Consider the following 16,632-nt stretch of genomic DNA (forward strand, 5'->3'; position numbering starts at 1 on the left):
GTGGCGCGGGCTGGCCTTTCGCTTCGACAAGACCCCCGAAAGCTATCTCGCGGGCCTTCATCTCCGCGGAGCCATCTTGTGGCTCCGAAGCCTTCTCGGCGCGGTCGCCGAGTCGGTGCCCGGCACCGTTGTCAGCGCACCACCAGCAGGTCGGCCGAGTCCCAGGTGACGACCACCTTCGCCCCCACTGAGACGCCGCGGTCGGCCGCGGCGGTCGAGCGCACCGTCACCACCCGGTCGGTCGGGGTGCGAACCAGCAGTTTCCGCGACGAGCCGAGGAAGATCTCCTCCTCGACCTCACCCTCCAGGGCGTTCGTCAGGCCGTCGCGTTCCGAGCCGACGGGTGCGATGCGACACTTCTCCGGGCGAACCATCACCTGGATCTCCGCCCCCGGGTCGGCGGCCGACGGGGGAAGGACGAACCTGCCGTCGGGACACGCCAGTGCGCGGACACCGTCCACCTCCTGGACCGTTCCCTCGAAGACGTTCGACTCGCCGAGGAACTGCGCGACGAACCGGCTCTCGGGCCGGTCGTACAACTCCGCCGGTGTGCCGACCTGATCGATCGAGCCGTTGTTGAAGACGGCGATCCGATCGGAGAGGACCAACGCCTCCTCCTGGTCGTGCGTCACGAAGATGATGGTGACGCCCAGTTCCCGGTGCAGACCCCTGAGCTGGATCTGCAGCTCCTCACGCAATTTCCGGTCCAGTGCGCCGAAGGGCTCGTCCATCAGCAGAACCCGGGGCTCGAAGACGACCGCCCTCGCCACCGCCACGCGCTGCTGCTGTCCGCCGGACAGTTGGTCTGGTCGGCGGGCCCCGTACTCGCCCAGCTGCACCATCTCCAGCGCGGCCTGGACCCGCTGTGCGCGCTCCTTCGCCGGGATCTTGCGCTGGCGCAGCGGATAGGCGACGTTCTCGGCCACGGTCATGTGCGGGAAGAGCGTGAAGTGCTGGAACACCATGCCGATGTTCCGCAGGTGGGGGCGCACCGACGCGACGGACACCCCGTCCAGTTCGATCTCGCCCGCGTCGATGTCGACGAACCCGGCGATAGCGTTCAACGTCGTCGTCTTACCCGATCCGCTCGGGCCGAGGAGCGAGACGAACTCGCCCGCCGCGATGTCCAGCGACACCTCGTTGACGGCGGGAGCCGCCGCACCGTACTGCTTGACGATCCCCCGCAAACGGACAGCCGCACCCCGGGAGCGGTCAGCGGTGCTTCTTGGCATAACGCCTCCTGAATGCGAGAGCGGACAACAGAATGAGCAGGGTCGAGAGCAGCATGATCAGTGACGCGCCGACCGCGATGGTCGGGTCCACCTCCTGCGTCATGCTCGCGTACATCTGCACGGGCATCGTGCGGAAGTTGGGATCCGAGAGGAACAGCGCGATCACCGTCTCGTCGAACGACGAGATGAAGGCGAAGATGAAGCCGGCCAGGATTCCGGGCGCGATGATCGGCAGCGTGATGGTCATGAGGACCTTGTGCGGGGGAGCCCCGAGGCTCGTCGCGGCGCGCTCCAGCTGACGGTCCATCGTCACCAGCACGCCGGAGACCGTGAGCACCACGTACGGGATCGCGTGCACGGTGTGGGCGAGGACGAAGCCGAGGCCGGTCCCGACGAGCTGCCACTTCAGGAAGAGCGCGTACTCGCCAACCCCCAGAATGATGATCGGGGTGACCATCGGCGCGAGCAGCAGGCCGACGACGATGCTCTTGCCCCGGAAGCTGTGCCGTACGACGCCGAAAACAGCGACCGTTCCCGCGACGGTGGCGATGACCGCGACGATCAGGGCGGTCTGGAGCGAGTTCATCAGGGTCTCGGTCCACCGAGGGTCCGAGAAGAAGTTCTCGTACCACCGGAAACTCCACTCCTTCGGCGGGAAGACGAAGGACCGTCGATCGCTGAGGCTCATCGGGAACACGATCAGGCCCGGGAGGATCAGCAGCGCTCCCGTTATCACCGCGAACACGGCCAGCCCGTACGGCCGCCTAACGGGCATTCTTGCCTCCCATGCTGGTGAGCATCGAGGTCATCCCGAACCGGGCCGCGACCACCAGAACGATGAGGGTCAGCACGGAGAGGATGACCGACATCGCTCCCGCGCTTCCCCAGGCGAGCTTCAACGAGATCTCCTGGGCGGCCAGCTGGGCCAACATGGACTGCGACGGTGAGCCGAGCAGCGCCGGCGTGACGTAGAAACCGAGGCCGAGCACGAACACCATGACGCTGCCGGTGATGAGGCCTGGAGCCGTCAACGGCAGAAAGACCTGCCGGAACGCCGCCCTGGGCGTGGCCCCGAGTGACTGGGCGGCCATGACCAGCCGGCGGTCGATGGTGCGCATGTTGTTGTACAGCGGCAGGGTGATGAAGGGGAGCAGGACCTGCACCATGCCGATCAGGACCCCGCGGGATGTGCCCAGCATCTTTATCTCCATGCCCAGGACCGACAGGAAAGCGACGACCGGCCCGACATCCGACAGCAGAATGATCCAGGCGTACGTCCGCGCGAGCAGGCTCGTCCACAGCGGGACAAGCACCAACCCGAGCATGAGGGCCCGTGTCTTGCTGCCGACCAGGGCCATGAGATACGCGTACGGGTAGGCGATGAGGGCGCACACCCCCGTGACGATGGCCGAGGTGTATATCGTGCGCAGAAGGATCGTTACGTAAACTTCGGTGCCCGCGAAATCGGTGTAGTGCTCCAACGACAGCGCTCCGTCGTCACCGATGAAGGACAACCGGAAAATCTCGGCGACCGGATAGACGAAGAAGACGATGAGGAAGAAAACAACAGGGGCGGCTAGGAGAAAGCCCACGGGGGGCCTTTTTCGCGGGCGTTTCAACCAACGGAAACGGTCCCGCACATCATCTGTGCGCTCCAGGGGCTGCACCGAAACCATCTAGTCCTCCTCGTTACCACACATACGGATACTCGCGTCGGGATCCGCTGACCATGCCCGATAGACCTCCCCCGTGTGCCGCCGCACCCGAGGGAGGTCCTCGCTGTTCACGAGAATCCGCCGGGCGGCATCACCTCACTGGGCGGACCACTTCGTGTAGCGGTCGATGGCCTCCTCGTAGTGCTGCGCCCACCAGTTCAGGTCCAGTTGCACCGCCAGTTCCGCGTGTGCTGGATCGTTCGAGTCGAACTCCTGGCCCACCTGGTCCAGCGTCGGCTTGGAGTCCTTGTTGGCCGCCCCGTAGGACGTCTGCTCGGCCCAGAGTTTCTGCTGCTCCACGTCCGTGATGAAGCTCAGGAACTTGTAGGCCTCCTCCTTCCGGGGAGTGCCCTTGATCATGGCCACGGTGTCGTGCGTCCGGATGTGCTGGTTCCACACCGGCTTGAACTGCGCGCCGTTGCGCACCGACAGCTGCACCCGGCCGTGCCAGGCGAGCGACATGACGACATCGCCGCTCTCGATCTGCTCCATCTGCCGGGCGCCCGACTCGAAGAAGGAGATGTCGCCCTTGATGCTGTCGTACTTCTTGATCGCCCGGTCGATGTCGAGCGGGTACAGCTCCTCGGGCTTCACCCCGTCGCCGAGCAGTGCCGCCTCCAGCACGCCACCCGCGACGGCCGTCGAGAGCCCGCGCTTGCCGGGGTACTTCTCCACGTCGAAGAAGTCCTTCCACGACGTCGGCGGGTTCGCCCCGAACTTCTTGGAGTCGTACACGAGGATGTACGCGAAGTTGTCGATCGGCACCCCGCATTCACCGATCAGCGGGGGGAGCTTGTCGAGGGTCGTGATCTTGCTCTTGTCGAGCTTCTCGAAGTAGGTGCCGCAGTCGACGATCGCCCGGTAGGGTTGGACAAACATGACATCCCAGGCGATGTTCCCAGAATCGACCTGCGCCTTGACCTTCGCATAGTCATTCGGGGAGTCCTGCCGCATTTTGATGCTCGTCTGCGCGGTGAAGGGGTCCATCCAGATCTCTTTGGCGATCTGGGAGGTCGCGCCGCCGTAGTCGACCAGAGTCAGGGGGTCGTTGGACCCTTGCTCGGCGGTGGTGGCTCCGCCGCCGCACGCTGTCGCCGCGAGGCACACAAGCCCGATAAGCGCCATGCGAGTATGATTTTTCACACTATTCAACCAATCGGATAAAGAAACGACCGAAAACACGTCATTACGAGGTCATGGGGCACGACATCGGTTTCAGGGCGACTCCTTTCGGTTGTGCGCGTTGGTGCGCCCTATCCCGCCAGGGGGTTGGATCGGGCGGACAGATGCTCGAAGCGGTCGAGGAACCGGGCCACGGACTCCCGGGTGGCGACGCTCGCCTCGGTCATGGGCAGCCGCACGGCGGGATGCCATCCGTAAAGTGCCTGCATGACGGCCTTGAGCACGCCCAGGTAACCCTCCGGCGCGCGCAGCAGCTCGTCCCACGCGGCGCAGCACTCGGCCAGCTGCGGATCGACGGAGCCGTCGCCCAGCGCCGCCCGGACGTAGGCGATCGACGTGGCCGGGCTGAAGTTGGCGAGCGATGAGGTGATGACGTTGCCGCCCGCGCGGGCGTACTCGGTCCCGCCGATCTCGCCGACCCCCCACCACTCGATCCGGTCGCCCCAGCGCGCGACCCGTCGCCCCACCTCATCCGGCCCGAAGGCGGTCTCCTTGACGCCACGAAAGCCCGCCACCGTGACCAGTCGGTCCAGGTGGTCCTCCGTGACCGGCTGGGCCTTGCTGCTGTAGACGATCGCGGGTAGTCCGGACTCCCCGGTGATCCGCCGGACGTGCTCGGCGGCGCCGTCGGGCGTGGGGACAGCGAAGTAGTGCGGATTGAGCACCAGCACCGACACGCCCGCGTCCCGCGCGTCGACGGCCAGTTCGGTGGCCTCCCTCGTCGAGAACCCTATTCCGGCCACCACCGGAACCCGGCCGGCCGCCCCGGCCGCCGCCGCCTCCATGCAGGCGCGCGCCTCGTCTCGTCGCAGGGCGTAGAACTCCCCCATCCCGCCGAGGACCGCCGGCCTGATCCCGTGGCGGGCGAGCAGGTCGGCCAGGTCCCTCATCTTGCCGATGTCCACCGCCCCGTCCGGGGTGAAGGCGGTGGGCAGAAAGCTGACGATCGGTCGTGGAAGTGATTCGGTGTTCGGGGTGTTCATCGCTGCTCCGTCTCCTGACGATGGGGCTGATCGTTCGTCGCGGGGGACCGCCCGGTAGCCGCTTCCGTGGCCCGGTCCCGCGGGCCGTCACCCAGTGCTTCCTGGTACAACTTCACGACCGCGCTGAAGTCCGTCCGCCCGCCGAACGACGCCTCGGCCCGGCCGAACATCTGTCTCGCCAGTCCGCCGACGTGGAACGGCGACGCGACGTCCTCGGCGACCTCTCCCGCGACATCCAGGTCCTTCAGCAGGAGGGAGAGGGCGAACCGCGGGTCGAAGTCGTTCGCCAGGATCGTCTGGGGAACGATGTGCTCCAGCTGCCAGTTCGCGCCCGTGCTGGCAAGAATGATCTCCCGCAGCGTGTGCGGGTCGACGCCGGACGCCGTGCCCAGCGTCAGGGCCTCCGCGTTGGCGAGCATGCAGGCGGCGACGAGAAGGTTGTTACAGATCTTCGCGGCCTGGCCGGCACCGACCGGCCCGGCGTGGAAGACGGTGCTCGCCATGTGGGCGAGGACCGGCCGAGCCGTGGCGAGAGTGTCCTCGTCGGCGCCCACGATGGTAGTGAGCGTGCCGTTGTGTGCCCTCGCCGGCCCGCCGCTCACCGGCGCGTCCATGAACGCCAGGCCCATCTCCCCCAGCCGGCGCGCGATCGATCGGGCCGCCTTCGGCCCGATCGTCGACATGTCCACCACCAGGGTGCCGGGGCGCGCCGTGCCGGTCGCCCCCGACTCCTCGAACAGCACGGCACGGACCTCGGTGGCCGAAGGGAGCATCGTGATCACGACATCGGCATCCCTCGCGGCGTCGGCCGGTGTGGTGGCGATCGCGGCCCCGTCCTCGGCCAGCCGGTGTGCCGCGGTCATGGAGACGTGCGGCACCACGGTGACCGGATGTCCGGCCCGAACGAGTTGGTGTGCCATGGGGAACCCCATGGTGCCCAACCCGATGAAGGCGATCCTGGTCTGGTTCGGCTCACTCATCGCTGTCACCCTCCACCGCCCGGAACAGGGCCCTGATCCGGCTCGGGCTCGCCGGGCTCCGGTCGATCGTGATTCCCCTGCCGTCCAGGGCGTCCTGGACGGCGATCATCACTGCGGCGAGCCCTCCTTGGACCGGCCCCTCGGCCATTCCCTTCAGGCCGCGAACGGTGTGTGGATTCGGCGTCTGGACGTGCGATATCCGGATGTCGGGCACCGCGTCGATGGTCGGGATCAGGTAGTCGAGGAAGGTCGCGGTCTGGTTGTTGCCCAACTCGTCGTAGACGACCTCTTCGAGCAACGCCTGCCCGATCCCCAACGAGACGCCGCCGCGGATCTGGCCGTCGACGATCGCCGGGTTGATGAGGGTGCCCGCGTCCTCGATCACCCGGTAGTCCAGGATCTCCACCCGGCCCGTGCGCCGCTCGACCTCGACGACACACAGGTGTGCGGCGTTGGAGAAGGTCATGGCAGGCGGGTCGTAGGTCCGGTGGATCTCCAGACCCGGCAACTCGCCGGGGGGCAGCGCGAAGGGATCCATGTACGCCGTCCACGACACCTGGGACAGTGGCATGCGAGGCTCCGGCTCCCCCAGCACGTAGATCTGGTCGTCCCGGATATCCAGGTTGTCGACCGGCTCACCCACGAGATGTGCCGCGATGCGCAGCACCTTCGCACGGGCCTTTGTCGCCGCGAGATACGCCACCGCGTTGCCGGCGGCGGCGCCCCGGGATCCCCGGGAGCCCATCCCGTACGGGGTGAGGGACGTATCGCCGAGCAGCACGTTCACGTTCTCGACCCGGGTGCCCAGGGCCTCCGCGACCACCTGGGCGATCGTCGTCTCGTATCCCTGGCCGCTCGGCACGATGCCGACGCCCACGTTGACCGCTCCGCTCGGCTCCACCTTGACGGTGGCCGCCTCGTGGCCGCTTCCCCGGCCGCCCTTCTTGTACCACGCCGATCCGTACGTCGTCGGCTCCAGGACGCTCGCTATCCCGACACCGAGGTACCGATCGTCCGCTCTGGCCGCCCGCTGCTCGGCCCGGAACTCCGCCAGGTCGAAGCTCCGCAGCATCTGCTCGTAGCCCTCCCACATGGTGAGCGCCTCGTAGGTGTATCCGGTCGCGGACACATACGGCTGGTCCTGGCTTGTGAGCATGTTCCGGCGGCGTACCTCGACCGGATCGATCTTCAACTGTCGGGCGATGCGCTCGACCATCCCCTCGGTCGCCCAGGTCACGAGAGCCATGGGCGCGCGAAGGGTTCCGGCCGGGCACTTGTTCGTGATCACGACGTTGATGGAGTACTCGTAGTTCTGGAACTTGTACGGGCCGGGAAGGAGCCAGCCGACGGAGTCGATCGGGTACTTCGGCGTGAAGAAGGCGTACGCACCGTAGTCGGCCCAGAGTTCGGCCTTGACGCCGAGGATGCGCCCGTCCTTGTCCACCGCAGCCCTGATCCAGGCGGAGTCGTCCCTCGCGTGGTTCGCCGCCGTGAGGTTCTCGACCCGATCCTCGATCCATTTGATCGGCCGCCGCAGCTTGATGGCGAGGGCGGCCACCGTCAACTCCTCGCGGAAGAGCGGGATCTTCTGGCCGAAGGCACCGCCCACGTCCGGCGAGATCACCCGCACCTGGTTCTCGTCCAGCCTGAGCCGGCGGGCCAGGTTGGTCCGCAGCAGGTGAGCCGTTTGCTGGCCGCTGTGGAAGGTCAGTTCCATGCGGCCGGCGTCCCATACGGCGAGGACGCCGCGGGTCTCGATCGGGACATGCGTCATCCGCTGGGTACTGAAGCGGGCCTCGACGATCTCGTGAGCCTCGGCGAAGGCCGCCGCGACGTCGCCGAAGGTGTGCGTCTGCTGGGTGTGCAGGTTGCTCGAAAGATCCTCGTCCACCAGGGGCGCATCGGGCGCGGCGGCCGCCTCCATGGTGAGGACCGGCGCGAGCGGCTCGTAGTCCACCTCGACAAGTTCGATCGCGTCCTCCGCCACGTACCGGTCGACGGCCACCACGCACGCGACGAGATCGCCGCTGAACCGGACCTTGCGGGTCGGCAGGGTCTCCATGACCATCGGTTCTGCTCCGGCCTGGGCCGTGATCCCCGGTTCGGTCAGTTCGGCCAGGTCGTCACCGGTGAAGATCGCCGCCACGCCGGGGAGCGCGAGTGCCCGCTCGACATCGACAGCGATGATCCGCGCGTGCGCGTACGGGCTGCGCACGAAGGCCGCATGCAGGGTACGGGGAAGCTGCAGGTCGTCCGTGAAGGTCCCGGTGCCCATCAGCAGCCGATAGTCCTCGGTACGCCGCAGCGCCGCGCCGAATCCCTGGCCGGATTGACTCGTGGTTCGCCCAAAGGAACGTGCCAAAGTGCTACTCGTCATGACCGCTCGCTTTCCCTGCGCTCTGCCCGCCGGCGGGTGCCAGTTCGCGGGCGGCCTGCAGCACCGACTGGACTATCGACTCGTATCCGGCGCAGCGACACAGATTGCCCGACAACTGGGTGCGGATCTCGGACTCGGTGGGGGCCGGATTCTCCGCCAGTAGAGCGCAGGTGCTCATCACGAAGCCGGGCGTGCAAAAACCGCATTGCAGCCCGTGGTTCTCATGAAAGGCCCGCTGGATCGGGTGCAGTGACGTCCCGTCGGGGGAAACCCCCTCGATGGTCCGCACCGTCGCGCCGTTCACCTGGACCGCGAACACCAGACACGAACGGACCGCCTCGCCGTTCAACAGAACCGTGCACGCCCCGCAGGCCCCCTGCTCGCACCCCACATGGGTGCCGGTGAATCCGAGAACGTCCCGGAGAAAATCGGACAGCAGCAGCCTCGGCGCTACGTCGTGCTCCACGCTCTGCCCGTTGAGCCGGAAGCGTATGTGTCTCATCGTGGTCACTGTCGGCCTGCCGAGCGATCTGTCGAATGGAGGATTTTCTCGGTCGCCGCGGCGAGCGCGACCTCCGTGAGGTGGCGGACGATATCCCGCCGGTCCTCGCCGGTGGCGTGGATGTCGGTGCCAGGGGTGAGGTCCGCCGTCGCCGCCGCGGCCACCGCCCGGTAGAGCGCCTCGCTCGGTTCTTCACCGAGAAGACGTTCGGCCTCGGGCAGCACCGCCGGAGTCGCCGCGACCCCGCTCGCGGCCAGCCGAGCGCTGGAGTATCTTCCACCGGTCAGGGTGACGGTGGCCGCGACGCCGGCCAGGGCGAAATCTCCCTGCCTGCGGGCGAACTCCTCGAAGGCCCAGCCCTCGCCGCCGGACATGCGAGGCAGCACGATCGTCTCGACGACCTCGGTTTCTTCCAGGTCCGTGGTGAACGCCGAGACGAAGAAATCCCGGGCCGGAATGGATCTTCCGCGTTCGGCGCTACGGGCGACGATCCGAGCGTCGAGGAGCAGTGCGATGAGGGACAGTTCGGCGGCCGGGTCGGCGTGTGCGATCGAGCCACCGATCGTCCCTCGCTGCCGTATCTGGAAGTGCGCGATATGCCTCGTCGCCTCGGCGAGGATCGGGCAGGCCTCCCGGATGACGGGCGACAGTTCGATCTGTCGCTGCCTCGTCATCGAGCCGATGGTCACCGAAGTCTCGGAAACCGCGATATCCGAAAGCCCGGCCACCTTTTCCAGGTCAATGAGGTGCCGAGGCGTTGCCAGGCGCATATTCATCAGAGGCACAAGGCTCTGCCCGCCCGCCAGCGGTTTCGCTTCGTCGCCGAGTTGAGCGAGTAGTTCGCACGCCTCGGCAACGGTCAGCGGGTCGTGGTACTCGAATGCCGCGGGTTTCACTGACTCACCCATTCGTCACGGCGTCGCAGCCGTCGCTCTCGATTGGTCGGATGGCCTACCAGGCCCGGGGATCATGAATAATGAGGTGATTTGATGTGGAGCCCCAGGAGTTGTTCTGGTGCTGAAGCAGGCTCCATCCGGCCGGCGTGCCGGTCTCAGGTGTGGTTTTGTCATCGGTCGAGCACGTGGCTCGCTCTCGTTGCCCAGACCCTAGACATGAACGAATCTCACTGTCAATATATTGAACGTCGATTCACTGAAGTGATGAGGAGCGTCCTGCATTGAAGGGGAACCCCCCAGACGACGGTCATCTGGTCGCGCGTCTGGGAACGATCATCGCCGCTGAACGAGCCAGTCGCGGGCTCAGCATCGACGAACTGGCGCGGCGCGCGGGCATCTCAACCGGGCTGCTCAGCCAGTTGGAGCGCGGCATCGGTAACCCGTCGATCGACACGCTGTCCAACATCGCCGGCGCACTGGGACTCTCGATCGGTTCGTTCTTCCTCGGCGCCAACAACGACGCCGACGGTGTGGTCCGCCCGCACACACGGGCGCGACTGGTGCTGGCCGACCAGAACCTCACCTACCAACTACTCGTACCCGACCTGCAGGGCACGCTGTCCATGCTCTACATCGAGGTGCCGGCCCATTTCTCCAACGAGCACGCGCCCTTCAGCCACACCGGAGAAGAGGTCGTGTTCATCCTCCAGGGAAAGATGGAGGTGCATGTCGGGAGCCTGGTGCGGGTGCTGGAGAAGGGGGATTCGATGCGCTTCGCCTCCATCACCGAACACTGGTACCGCACCTTCGACGAGGACGTGGTCTCCATCACCGCGATGACGCCACCGTCGTTCTGACCCGCTATTCCTATCAGCGCAGCCACGAACCGAAACACGAGAGACCGGTATGAATCTCGAACATGCATTTGTTCTGTCGACCGACATTGACACGGCCTGGCAGCGGCTGCTGGATGTCGAAAAGGTCGCCACCTGCATGCCCGGCGCCTCGCTGGAGAGCCGGTCCGGCGATGAGTTCACCGGCCGGGTGAAGGTCAAGCTGGGCCCGATCACCATGGTTTACCGAGGCTCCGCGCGGTTCGTCGAGAAGAACCCGGTCGGCTATCGCGTCGTCGTCTCCGCGAGCGGCAAGGAGGAGCGCGGTGCCGGCACCGCGAGCGCGACGGTCTCGGCGACCCTCGTGGCCGAGGGGGCGAACACCACTCGCGTTCGGGTCGTCACCGATCTTGAGATCACCGGTCGGCCGGCCCAGTTCGGCCGGGGCGTGATCGCCGACGTCGGCGATCGGCTGTTGAGCCAGTTCGCCGACCGTCTCGCCGCCACCCTGACCGAGCCGGCGGTCGAGCCGCCGGTCGAGCCGCCGACGACGAGCCAGGTCGCCGAGCCGGCACCGGACCCCGTGAACCTGATCGCCCTTGTCGGGCCGCCCGTGCTCAAGCGTGTGGCGCCGGTGGCGCTCGGCGTACTGGTACTGATCCTCCTGCTGCGCTCGATCCGCCGTCCGCGCGCCGACCGATGATCCCCGCATCTGAAGGCCATCGGTCAGGACAGGTTCGGGCATCGCGACCGCAGCCGTGAGCCGGCGTTCCAGGCACCTGTTTCTCCAGCTTGGCGGGGGTCGTCCCCCAGGAGTCAGCTGAGCAGGCCGCGACGGTACCCCTCGCCGACGGCGGCGGCCCGGTCGCGGACGCCGAGCTTGTCGTAGATGTGCAGCAGGTGGGTCTTGATGCTCGCCTCGCTGATGAAGAGTTTGGCGGCGGCCTGGCGGTTGGAGGCACCGTCGGCGACGAGGGCGAGGACCTGCAGTTCACGGTCGGTGAGGGCGGCCTTGACCGGTCGGCGCACCTGGCCCATCAGGCGACCGGCGACCGAGGGCGACAGGACCGGCTCGCCCGCGGCGGCGGCGCGGACGGCACGCAGGAGTTCGTCGGTGGGGGCGTCCTTGAGGAGATAACCGGTCGCGCCGGCTTCGATGGCGGGCAGCACGTCGGAGTCGCCGTCGAAGGTGGTGAGGACGAGCGTTTTGATGTGGGGATGGTCCCGGCGGAGGGCGGTGATGGCGGTGACGCCGTCCACCTCGGGCATGCGCAGATCCATGAGGACGATGTCGACGTCGAGTGCGGCGGCGCGCTCGATGCCTTCGCGGCCGTTGGCGGCTTCCCCGGCGACGTCGAGATCGGGTTCGGCTTCGAAGACGGCGCGCAGGCCGTCGCGGACGATGGGATGGTCGTCGACGATGAGGAGGCGGATCACCGGGGGCCTACCTGGAGCGCGGGGACGGTGGCGCTGACAGCCGTGCCTTCACCGGGTGCGCTCTCGATTTCAAAGGTGCCGCCGACGCCACGTACGCGTTGTCTCATGCTGCTGAGTCCGAATCCTTGGCCGTTGGGACTGTCGATGCCCTTGCCGTCGTCACGGATGTCGAGGAGGACGACGGCGCCGGTGTAGGAGAGGGTGAGGCCGGCGCGGGTGGCGTTGGCGTGTTTGGCGACGTTGGTGAGGGCTTCCTGGGCGACGCGGAAGAGGGTGACCTCGATCGCGGGGCTGAGGGGGACGCGGTCGCCGGTGACCTCGACGTGGAGGTTGATGTCGGTGCTCTGTGTCCAGCTGTGGGCGAGGGCGGTCATCGCCTCGGGGAGATGGGCGTCTTCGAGCTGATGGGGGCGGAGGGCGTCGACGGAGCGGCGGGCTTCGGACAGGCTGTCCTGGGCGAGGGTGAGGGCGCGGTCGATGTGGGCGTCGCGGTCTTGGACGCGTTGCGCGGCGCGAAGCTGGGTGATGATGCCGGTGAGTCCTTGGGCGAGGGTGTCGTGGATTTCGCGCGCCATGCGTTGGCGTTCGTCGAGGATGCCGGCCTCGTGAGCGTGGGTGAGAAGGTGGGCGTGGAGTTCGGCGTTCTCCTCCAGGGCTTTTTGCAGGTCGGTGAGCGCCTGGCGGTATTTACGCTGCCGCTCTTCGATCCGGACGGCGAAAATGTGGCCGCCGCCGATCGTGAGGGTCTGAACGGCGACGATCGCGACGTGGAGAAGGACGAGCTGGACGGTGGCCTGGGACCAGTCGAGCGTGGTCCCGTACAGGACGATGGAGGTGGCGGTGACGGCCGCGAAGGTCCACCTGGAAGGGGCGAAGGAGCCAGCGAGAAAGAAGCCGGAGATGCAGTAGATGACGAAGATCGGATCATGGAGTGCCAGGAGCGCGGCGGTGACCAGGACGCCGCAGAAATAGGTGATCGTGGTGGCGCGGCGCCTGCGGAGGTCGGCGGGCAGCAGGGAGTGGGAGCCGAGGATCCAGGCCAGGGCCAGGGCGCTGAAGGCGAGGGTGCGGGGGATCCCACCCTCGGGCTGCTCGGGTGAGGTGAGGCTGATGGCCAGGGGGGCGGCCAGGGTGATGTAGGGAACGACCTCGACGAAGCGCTCGTAACGTCGTTCCCAGATCGAAAGCGGGAAAGGGTCGTTCACGGTGCCGAGCTTATTCGCATGGGGATGAGGATCGCGTAGCCGTACATGAGGAACCCCAGGGTGATCATGAAGATGATGGTGGGCCACTGCCAGGCAGACGGCAGGTGGAGGGCGAGGAACCAGAGGCGGTCCTCGACGCCGAAGATCTTGAAGGTCATGGGGACGACGCCCTGGGGGAAGGTGGGCAGCCAGGCGACGCTGTAGCAGAAGATGACGGCGATGCGGTGCTTGAGGGGCAGGTCGGCGGTCGTGCGCTTGTCGGTGGGCTTGGGCTGGGCTGCGGGGCCGTGCTTCATGAGGGTGAGCAGTTCGGTCCCGTGACTTTCGAGCCTGCGGTAGGCGATCTTGCCGAACCCCCAGACACCGAGGGCGCCGGTGAGCAGGCCGACGGGGACGCCTGCCCAGGGGTGGAGAAGGATGGCGGCGGCGGTGGGGAGTCCGATGCTGGGGACGGCGATGAGGGTGAGCCAGGCCAGACCGGTTTCCGAGCTCTCGTCCGCACCGGTGTTGAGCGGGTTGCCGCCGCGCTTGTGGGGGTCGGTGCCGGGGACGAGGGAGTTGACGGCGAAGCAGACAATGAGGCCGGCGGCACCGCCGAGGAGGGCGGGGAGCAGGCCGAGCACCCAGGGCCAGGCCCAGGTCTGACCGCTGACGGCGGTGCCGACGAGGGTCAGGACGGTGGCGGCCGGGCCGATGGCGAGTAGCCACGCGAGCTGGCGACCGCGCACGTCGGCGCGTTCGGCACCGGGGGTCATGAGGGTGAGCCACAGGGCGGTTCCGTCCGCCCCGTAGAGGTTGGCGGAGACGGCGGCGGCCATGACGACGGCGATGAGCCCGACGAACGGGACCATGATCCACAGGTCGATGGTGACGAGGAGCAGGGGGAAGACGAGGGCGTAGGAGAAGGCGATGCCAAGGAGCTGGATGCGGACCAGGTCACGCCACCAGACGCGCAGTTCCTTGGCGGCGACGATACGGGCGCCGCCGACGGCGGGGAAGGGACGGGGGGTGCCACGACGGGCGGGTACGCCGCCGCGGGCGGCCGAGGCGACACGCCGGGCCAGCAGGGCTGCCCAGGCGAGCAGAAGCAGGACGATGACGGCCCCGTTGGCGGCGAGGATGGCCAGGGCGAGAGGCCAGGACGCCTCGACGGCGGCCACGCCCCAGCCGGAGGGCAGCGCCCGGACGAGGACCTCGGTCCATACAAGGGTGTCGCCGGTGCCGAAGGCCACGGCGGGGGCCCAGCCGTTGCCGCAGAGGGCGAGCGTGGTTCCCATCACGATGCCGACGATGGCGGCGGTGGCGCGGGACCTGACGAACAGGCCGAGGGCGGCGACGACGACCCGGGAGATCATCACCATCGTGGCGAGCGTGGCCAGGGCGGCGACCAGCCCGATGAGGACACCGGCGAAGCCGTGGCGCCAGCCGTACACGGGCAGGGACAGCAGGGCGAGGAGGGTGACGAGTGGTGCGGGGCCGACGAAGGCTCCGGCGAGCAGCCCCGCCGCGACACGACGGGGCGTGGCGGGGAGCATGGTGAAGTACTCGGGGCGGAGGGTCTCGTCACCGCCGCCGATGAAGATGGGGCCGAAGATCCAGCCGGTGAGCCAGATGGTCAGGGTCAGGGGAAGGTAGTCGGGCCACAGGACGGCGACCGTGATCGTTCCGATGGCCAGAACGACGCCGATCAGGACACCGGAGAACAGGTTGGTGGCGCGGTCGCCGCGCAGGGAGTTGCGCAGCAGGGCGAGCCGCATCCGGATCATGACGTGCGCCATGCCGGTCTGACCGAGGGGCGTGCCGATCTGGCCGAGGGTCATGCTGTCAGCCATGCCAGCCCCTCCGTCCCGCGGGTCCGGGCGCCGACCAGGTTGACGAAGGCGTCCTCAAGTGTGGCGGTGCCGCGTACGTCGGCCAGGGGACCGGCGGCCATGACGCGCCCGTTGGACATGACACCCACGTGGTCACAGAGCTGCTCGACCAGGGCCATGACGTGGCTGGAGACGATGACGGAGCCGCCGCCGTCGACGAACCTGCGCAGGATGGTCCTGATGGAGGCCGCCGAGACGGGGTCGACGGCCTCGAACGGCTCGTCCAGGACGAGGAGGCGGGGGGCGTGCAGGAGTGCGACGGCCAGGCCGATCTTCTTGCGCATGCCGGTGGAGTACTCGATGACCAGAGTCCGCTCCGCGGAGTCGAGTTCAAGGACGTGGAGGAGTTCGTCGGTGCGTTCGGCGACGACGCCGGGCGGCAGACCGCGCAGGAGGCCGAGATAGGTGAGGACCTCACGCCCGGTGAGCCGTTCGGGCAGGGCGTTGCCGTCGGGCAGCACGCCGACGAGCGCTTTGGCCCGAACGGTGTCGCGCCAGACGTCGACGCCGAAGATCCGGGCGCTGCCGGCGTCGGGCCGCAGCAGGCCCACGGCCATCGCCAGGGTGGTGGTCTTTCCGGCGCCGTTGGGGCCGACCAGCCCGTAGAAGGATCCGGCGGGGACCGTGAGGTGGACGTCGTCGACGGCGACGTGGTCACCGAAGACCTTGCGAAGTCCAGTGGTCTGGAAGGCGGGCTCCGGATGCGTTGACATGCTCTGAGGATCGCGCGGGGACAGGGGGTGGCGAATCAGCCAAGCAGGGAACGGGATGGTGGATTCCGGCATCAACCGATCAGTTGATTCGATCAACGCCGCCTGTGGCTTGCGGCCTGCCGCCGACGTGCTTCAGGTGGAGTGCCGCTCGGGGATCACCGACAAACGCCGGTGGTCCCGCATCGAACGTCGACCGGGAAACTCTCGGCGGGGAACGGGCGACCCGGTTCGGTGACGCCCCGCTGGTTTCAGCAGGTACGGAGCATGTTGAGCAGAGCTACCCTCTCCTTGCGGGTCACGAAGAGCCCGTAGTGGCGCTTGACCGTGATCCACGAGGTCGCGTACTGACACCAGTGGGCGCGGCGCTGCGGGCGCCAGCTCTGCGGGCCTTTGCCGCCTTTGGCGATGTTGGCGGAGTGGCTGACGGTGAGCAGTTCGGGGCGGACCAGGTCGTTGGCGAAGGCGCGCCGCTTGGCCGGGCTCCATCGCTTGGCACCCGAACGCCAGGCGTAGGCGAGCGGTACCAGGTGGTCGACGTCCACGTACTTCTCGCTCTTGAGCCACTTGCCGTCGTACGGGCTGTACCAGCGTCCCTTGACCGGGTGGCAGGCCGAAGTCACGCCAGCCCGGCTCCTCGGCCAGACCCGTGGTGACCATCTGGATCAGCAGACCCGGCAGGTAGGCCACCAGCACGACGACGGGCGGC

General features: G+C 67.6%; 16 protein-coding genes. 2 read left to right on the top strand and 14 right to left on the bottom strand.

Annotation, left to right across the window (positions count from 1 at the left end):
* Positions 1-131 precede the first annotated feature (131 nt).
* The 9 genes from ACIBH4_RS39320 to ACIBH4_RS39360 form a co-directional block, all read right to left on the bottom strand.
* A complete protein-coding gene (locus tag ACIBH4_RS39320) occupies positions 132-1,232 on the bottom strand; it encodes an ABC transporter ATP-binding protein (protein ID WP_362770266.1) in 1,101 nt (366 codons plus the stop codon).
* Positions 1,213-2,007, bottom strand: coding sequence for an ABC transporter permease (locus ACIBH4_RS39325; RefSeq protein ID WP_362522275.1), 795 nt, complete (start codon positions 2,005-2,007; stop codon positions 1,213-1,215). Before ACIBH4_RS39325 ends, ACIBH4_RS39320 begins: the two co-directional genes overlap by 20 nt.
* Positions 1,997-2,824, bottom strand: a complete 828-nt coding sequence (locus tag ACIBH4_RS39330) for an ABC transporter permease (RefSeq protein WP_362522272.1) — start codon at positions 2,822-2,824, stop codon at positions 1,997-1,999. Before ACIBH4_RS39330 ends, ACIBH4_RS39325 begins: the two co-directional genes overlap by 11 nt.
* 219 nt (positions 2,825-3,043) lie before the next feature.
* Positions 3,044-4,072, bottom strand: coding sequence for an ABC transporter substrate-binding protein (locus ACIBH4_RS39335; protein WP_362522270.1), 1,029 nt, complete (start codon positions 4,070-4,072; stop codon positions 3,044-3,046).
* Between the two features lie 128 nt (positions 4,073-4,200).
* The gene (locus tag ACIBH4_RS39340; RefSeq protein ID WP_362522269.1) at positions 4,201-5,112 is read right to left on the bottom strand and encodes a dihydrodipicolinate synthase family protein; all 912 of its coding nucleotides are present in this window, start codon (positions 5,110-5,112) and stop codon (positions 4,201-4,203) included.
* Positions 5,109-6,092 carry an NAD(P)-dependent oxidoreductase gene (locus ACIBH4_RS39345; protein ID WP_362522267.1) on the bottom strand — a complete coding sequence of 328 codons (984 nt, stop codon included), beginning with the start codon at positions 6,090-6,092 and terminating at the stop codon, positions 5,109-5,111. The genes ACIBH4_RS39340 and ACIBH4_RS39345 overlap by 4 nt, the downstream gene beginning before the upstream one ends.
* Positions 6,085-8,454 (bottom strand): xanthine dehydrogenase family protein molybdopterin-binding subunit, encoded by a 2,370-nt coding sequence (locus ACIBH4_RS39350; RefSeq protein ID WP_399173874.1) that lies wholly within the window; start codon positions 8,452-8,454, stop codon positions 6,085-6,087. The genes ACIBH4_RS39345 and ACIBH4_RS39350 overlap by 8 nt, the downstream gene beginning before the upstream one ends.
* 4 nt (positions 8,455-8,458) lie before the next feature.
* On the bottom strand, positions 8,459-8,971 hold the full coding sequence (locus tag ACIBH4_RS39355) for a (2Fe-2S)-binding protein (RefSeq protein ID WP_362522261.1): 513 nt from the start codon (positions 8,969-8,971) through the stop codon (positions 8,459-8,461).
* Positions 8,972-8,976: 5 nt separating this feature from the next.
* Positions 8,977-9,879 carry a xanthine dehydrogenase family protein subunit M gene (locus ACIBH4_RS39360; protein WP_362770264.1) on the bottom strand — a complete coding sequence of 301 codons (903 nt, stop codon included), beginning with the start codon at positions 9,877-9,879 and terminating at the stop codon, positions 8,977-8,979.
* A 269-nt stretch (positions 9,880-10,148) separates the two neighbouring features.
* Here ACIBH4_RS39360 and ACIBH4_RS39365 point away from each other — a divergent pair, with 269 nt between their 5' ends.
* Positions 10,149-10,724: an XRE family transcriptional regulator gene (locus ACIBH4_RS39365; RefSeq protein ID WP_362522257.1), complete on the top strand. Its 576-nt coding sequence runs from the start codon at positions 10,149-10,151 to the stop codon at positions 10,722-10,724.
* A gap of 49 nt (positions 10,725-10,773) precedes the next feature.
* On the top strand, positions 10,774-11,403 hold the full coding sequence (locus ACIBH4_RS39370) for an SRPBCC family protein (protein ID WP_362522255.1): 630 nt from the start codon (positions 10,774-10,776) through the stop codon (positions 11,401-11,403).
* A 113-nt stretch (positions 11,404-11,516) separates the two neighbouring features.
* Here ACIBH4_RS39370 and ACIBH4_RS39375 read toward each other — a convergent pair whose 3' ends face one another.
* From ACIBH4_RS39375 to ACIBH4_RS39395, 5 genes are all read right to left on the bottom strand, one after another.
* Complete coding sequence (locus tag ACIBH4_RS39375) at positions 11,517-12,137, bottom strand: response regulator transcription factor (RefSeq protein WP_362522253.1); 621 nt, start codon at positions 12,135-12,137, stop codon at positions 11,517-11,519.
* Positions 12,134-13,342: a sensor histidine kinase gene (locus ACIBH4_RS39380; RefSeq protein WP_362522251.1), complete on the bottom strand. Its 1,209-nt coding sequence runs from the start codon at positions 13,340-13,342 to the stop codon at positions 12,134-12,136. The genes ACIBH4_RS39375 and ACIBH4_RS39380 overlap by 4 nt, the downstream gene beginning before the upstream one ends.
* A complete protein-coding gene (locus ACIBH4_RS39385; RefSeq protein WP_362522249.1) occupies positions 13,339-15,174 on the bottom strand; it encodes a hypothetical protein in 1,836 nt (611 codons plus the stop codon). Before ACIBH4_RS39385 ends, ACIBH4_RS39380 begins: the two co-directional genes overlap by 4 nt.
* Positions 15,159-15,926: an ABC transporter ATP-binding protein gene (locus ACIBH4_RS39390; protein WP_362522247.1), complete on the bottom strand. Its 768-nt coding sequence runs from the start codon at positions 15,924-15,926 to the stop codon at positions 15,159-15,161. The genes ACIBH4_RS39385 and ACIBH4_RS39390 overlap by 16 nt, the downstream gene beginning before the upstream one ends.
* Before the next feature lie 248 nt (positions 15,927-16,174).
* Complete coding sequence (locus ACIBH4_RS39395; protein WP_362522245.1) at positions 16,175-16,546, bottom strand: HNH endonuclease family protein; 372 nt, start codon at positions 16,544-16,546, stop codon at positions 16,175-16,177.
* Positions 16,547-16,632: the final 86 nt, after the last annotated feature.

It is taken from the genome of Streptosporangium sp. NPDC050284, from assembly GCF_044459525.1.
GTDB lineage: Bacteria > Actinomycetota > Actinomycetes > Streptosporangiales > Streptosporangiaceae > Streptosporangium.

What these genes read in the sequence shown, in the direction of transcription:
- ACIBH4_RS39320 (WP_362770266.1), bottom strand. Translation starts at nt 1,232, where the DNA reads ATGCCAAGAAGCACCGCTGACCGCTCCCGGGGTGCGGCTGTCCGTTTG.
- ACIBH4_RS39325 (WP_362522275.1), bottom strand. Translation starts at nt 2,007, where the DNA reads ATGCCCGTTAGGCGGCCGTACGGGCTGGCCGTGTTCGCGGTGATAACG.
- ACIBH4_RS39335 (WP_362522270.1), bottom strand. Translation starts at nt 4,072, where the DNA reads ATGGCGCTTATCGGGCTTGTGTGCCTCGCGGCGACAGCGTGCGGCGGC.
- ACIBH4_RS39340 (WP_362522269.1), bottom strand. Translation starts at nt 5,112, where the DNA reads ATGAACACCCCGAACACCGAATCACTTCCACGACCGATCGTCAGCTTT.
- ACIBH4_RS39345 (WP_362522267.1), bottom strand. Translation starts at nt 6,092, where the DNA reads ATGAGTGAGCCGAACCAGACCAGGATCGCCTTCATCGGGTTGGGCACC.
- ACIBH4_RS39355 (WP_362522261.1), bottom strand. Translation starts at nt 8,971, where the DNA reads ATGAGACACATACGCTTCCGGCTCAACGGGCAGAGCGTGGAGCACGAC.
- ACIBH4_RS39360 (WP_362770264.1), bottom strand. Translation starts at nt 9,879, where the DNA reads ATGGGTGAGTCAGTGAAACCCGCGGCATTCGAGTACCACGACCCGCTG.
- ACIBH4_RS39370 (WP_362522255.1), top strand. Translation starts at nt 10,774, where the DNA reads ATGAATCTCGAACATGCATTTGTTCTGTCGACCGACATTGACACGGCC.
- ACIBH4_RS39385 (WP_362522249.1), bottom strand. Translation starts at nt 15,174, where the DNA reads ATGGCTGACAGCATGACCCTCGGCCAGATCGGCACGCCCCTCGGTCAG.
- ACIBH4_RS39390 (WP_362522247.1), bottom strand. Translation starts at nt 15,926, where the DNA reads ATGTCAACGCATCCGGAGCCCGCCTTCCAGACCACTGGACTTCGCAAG.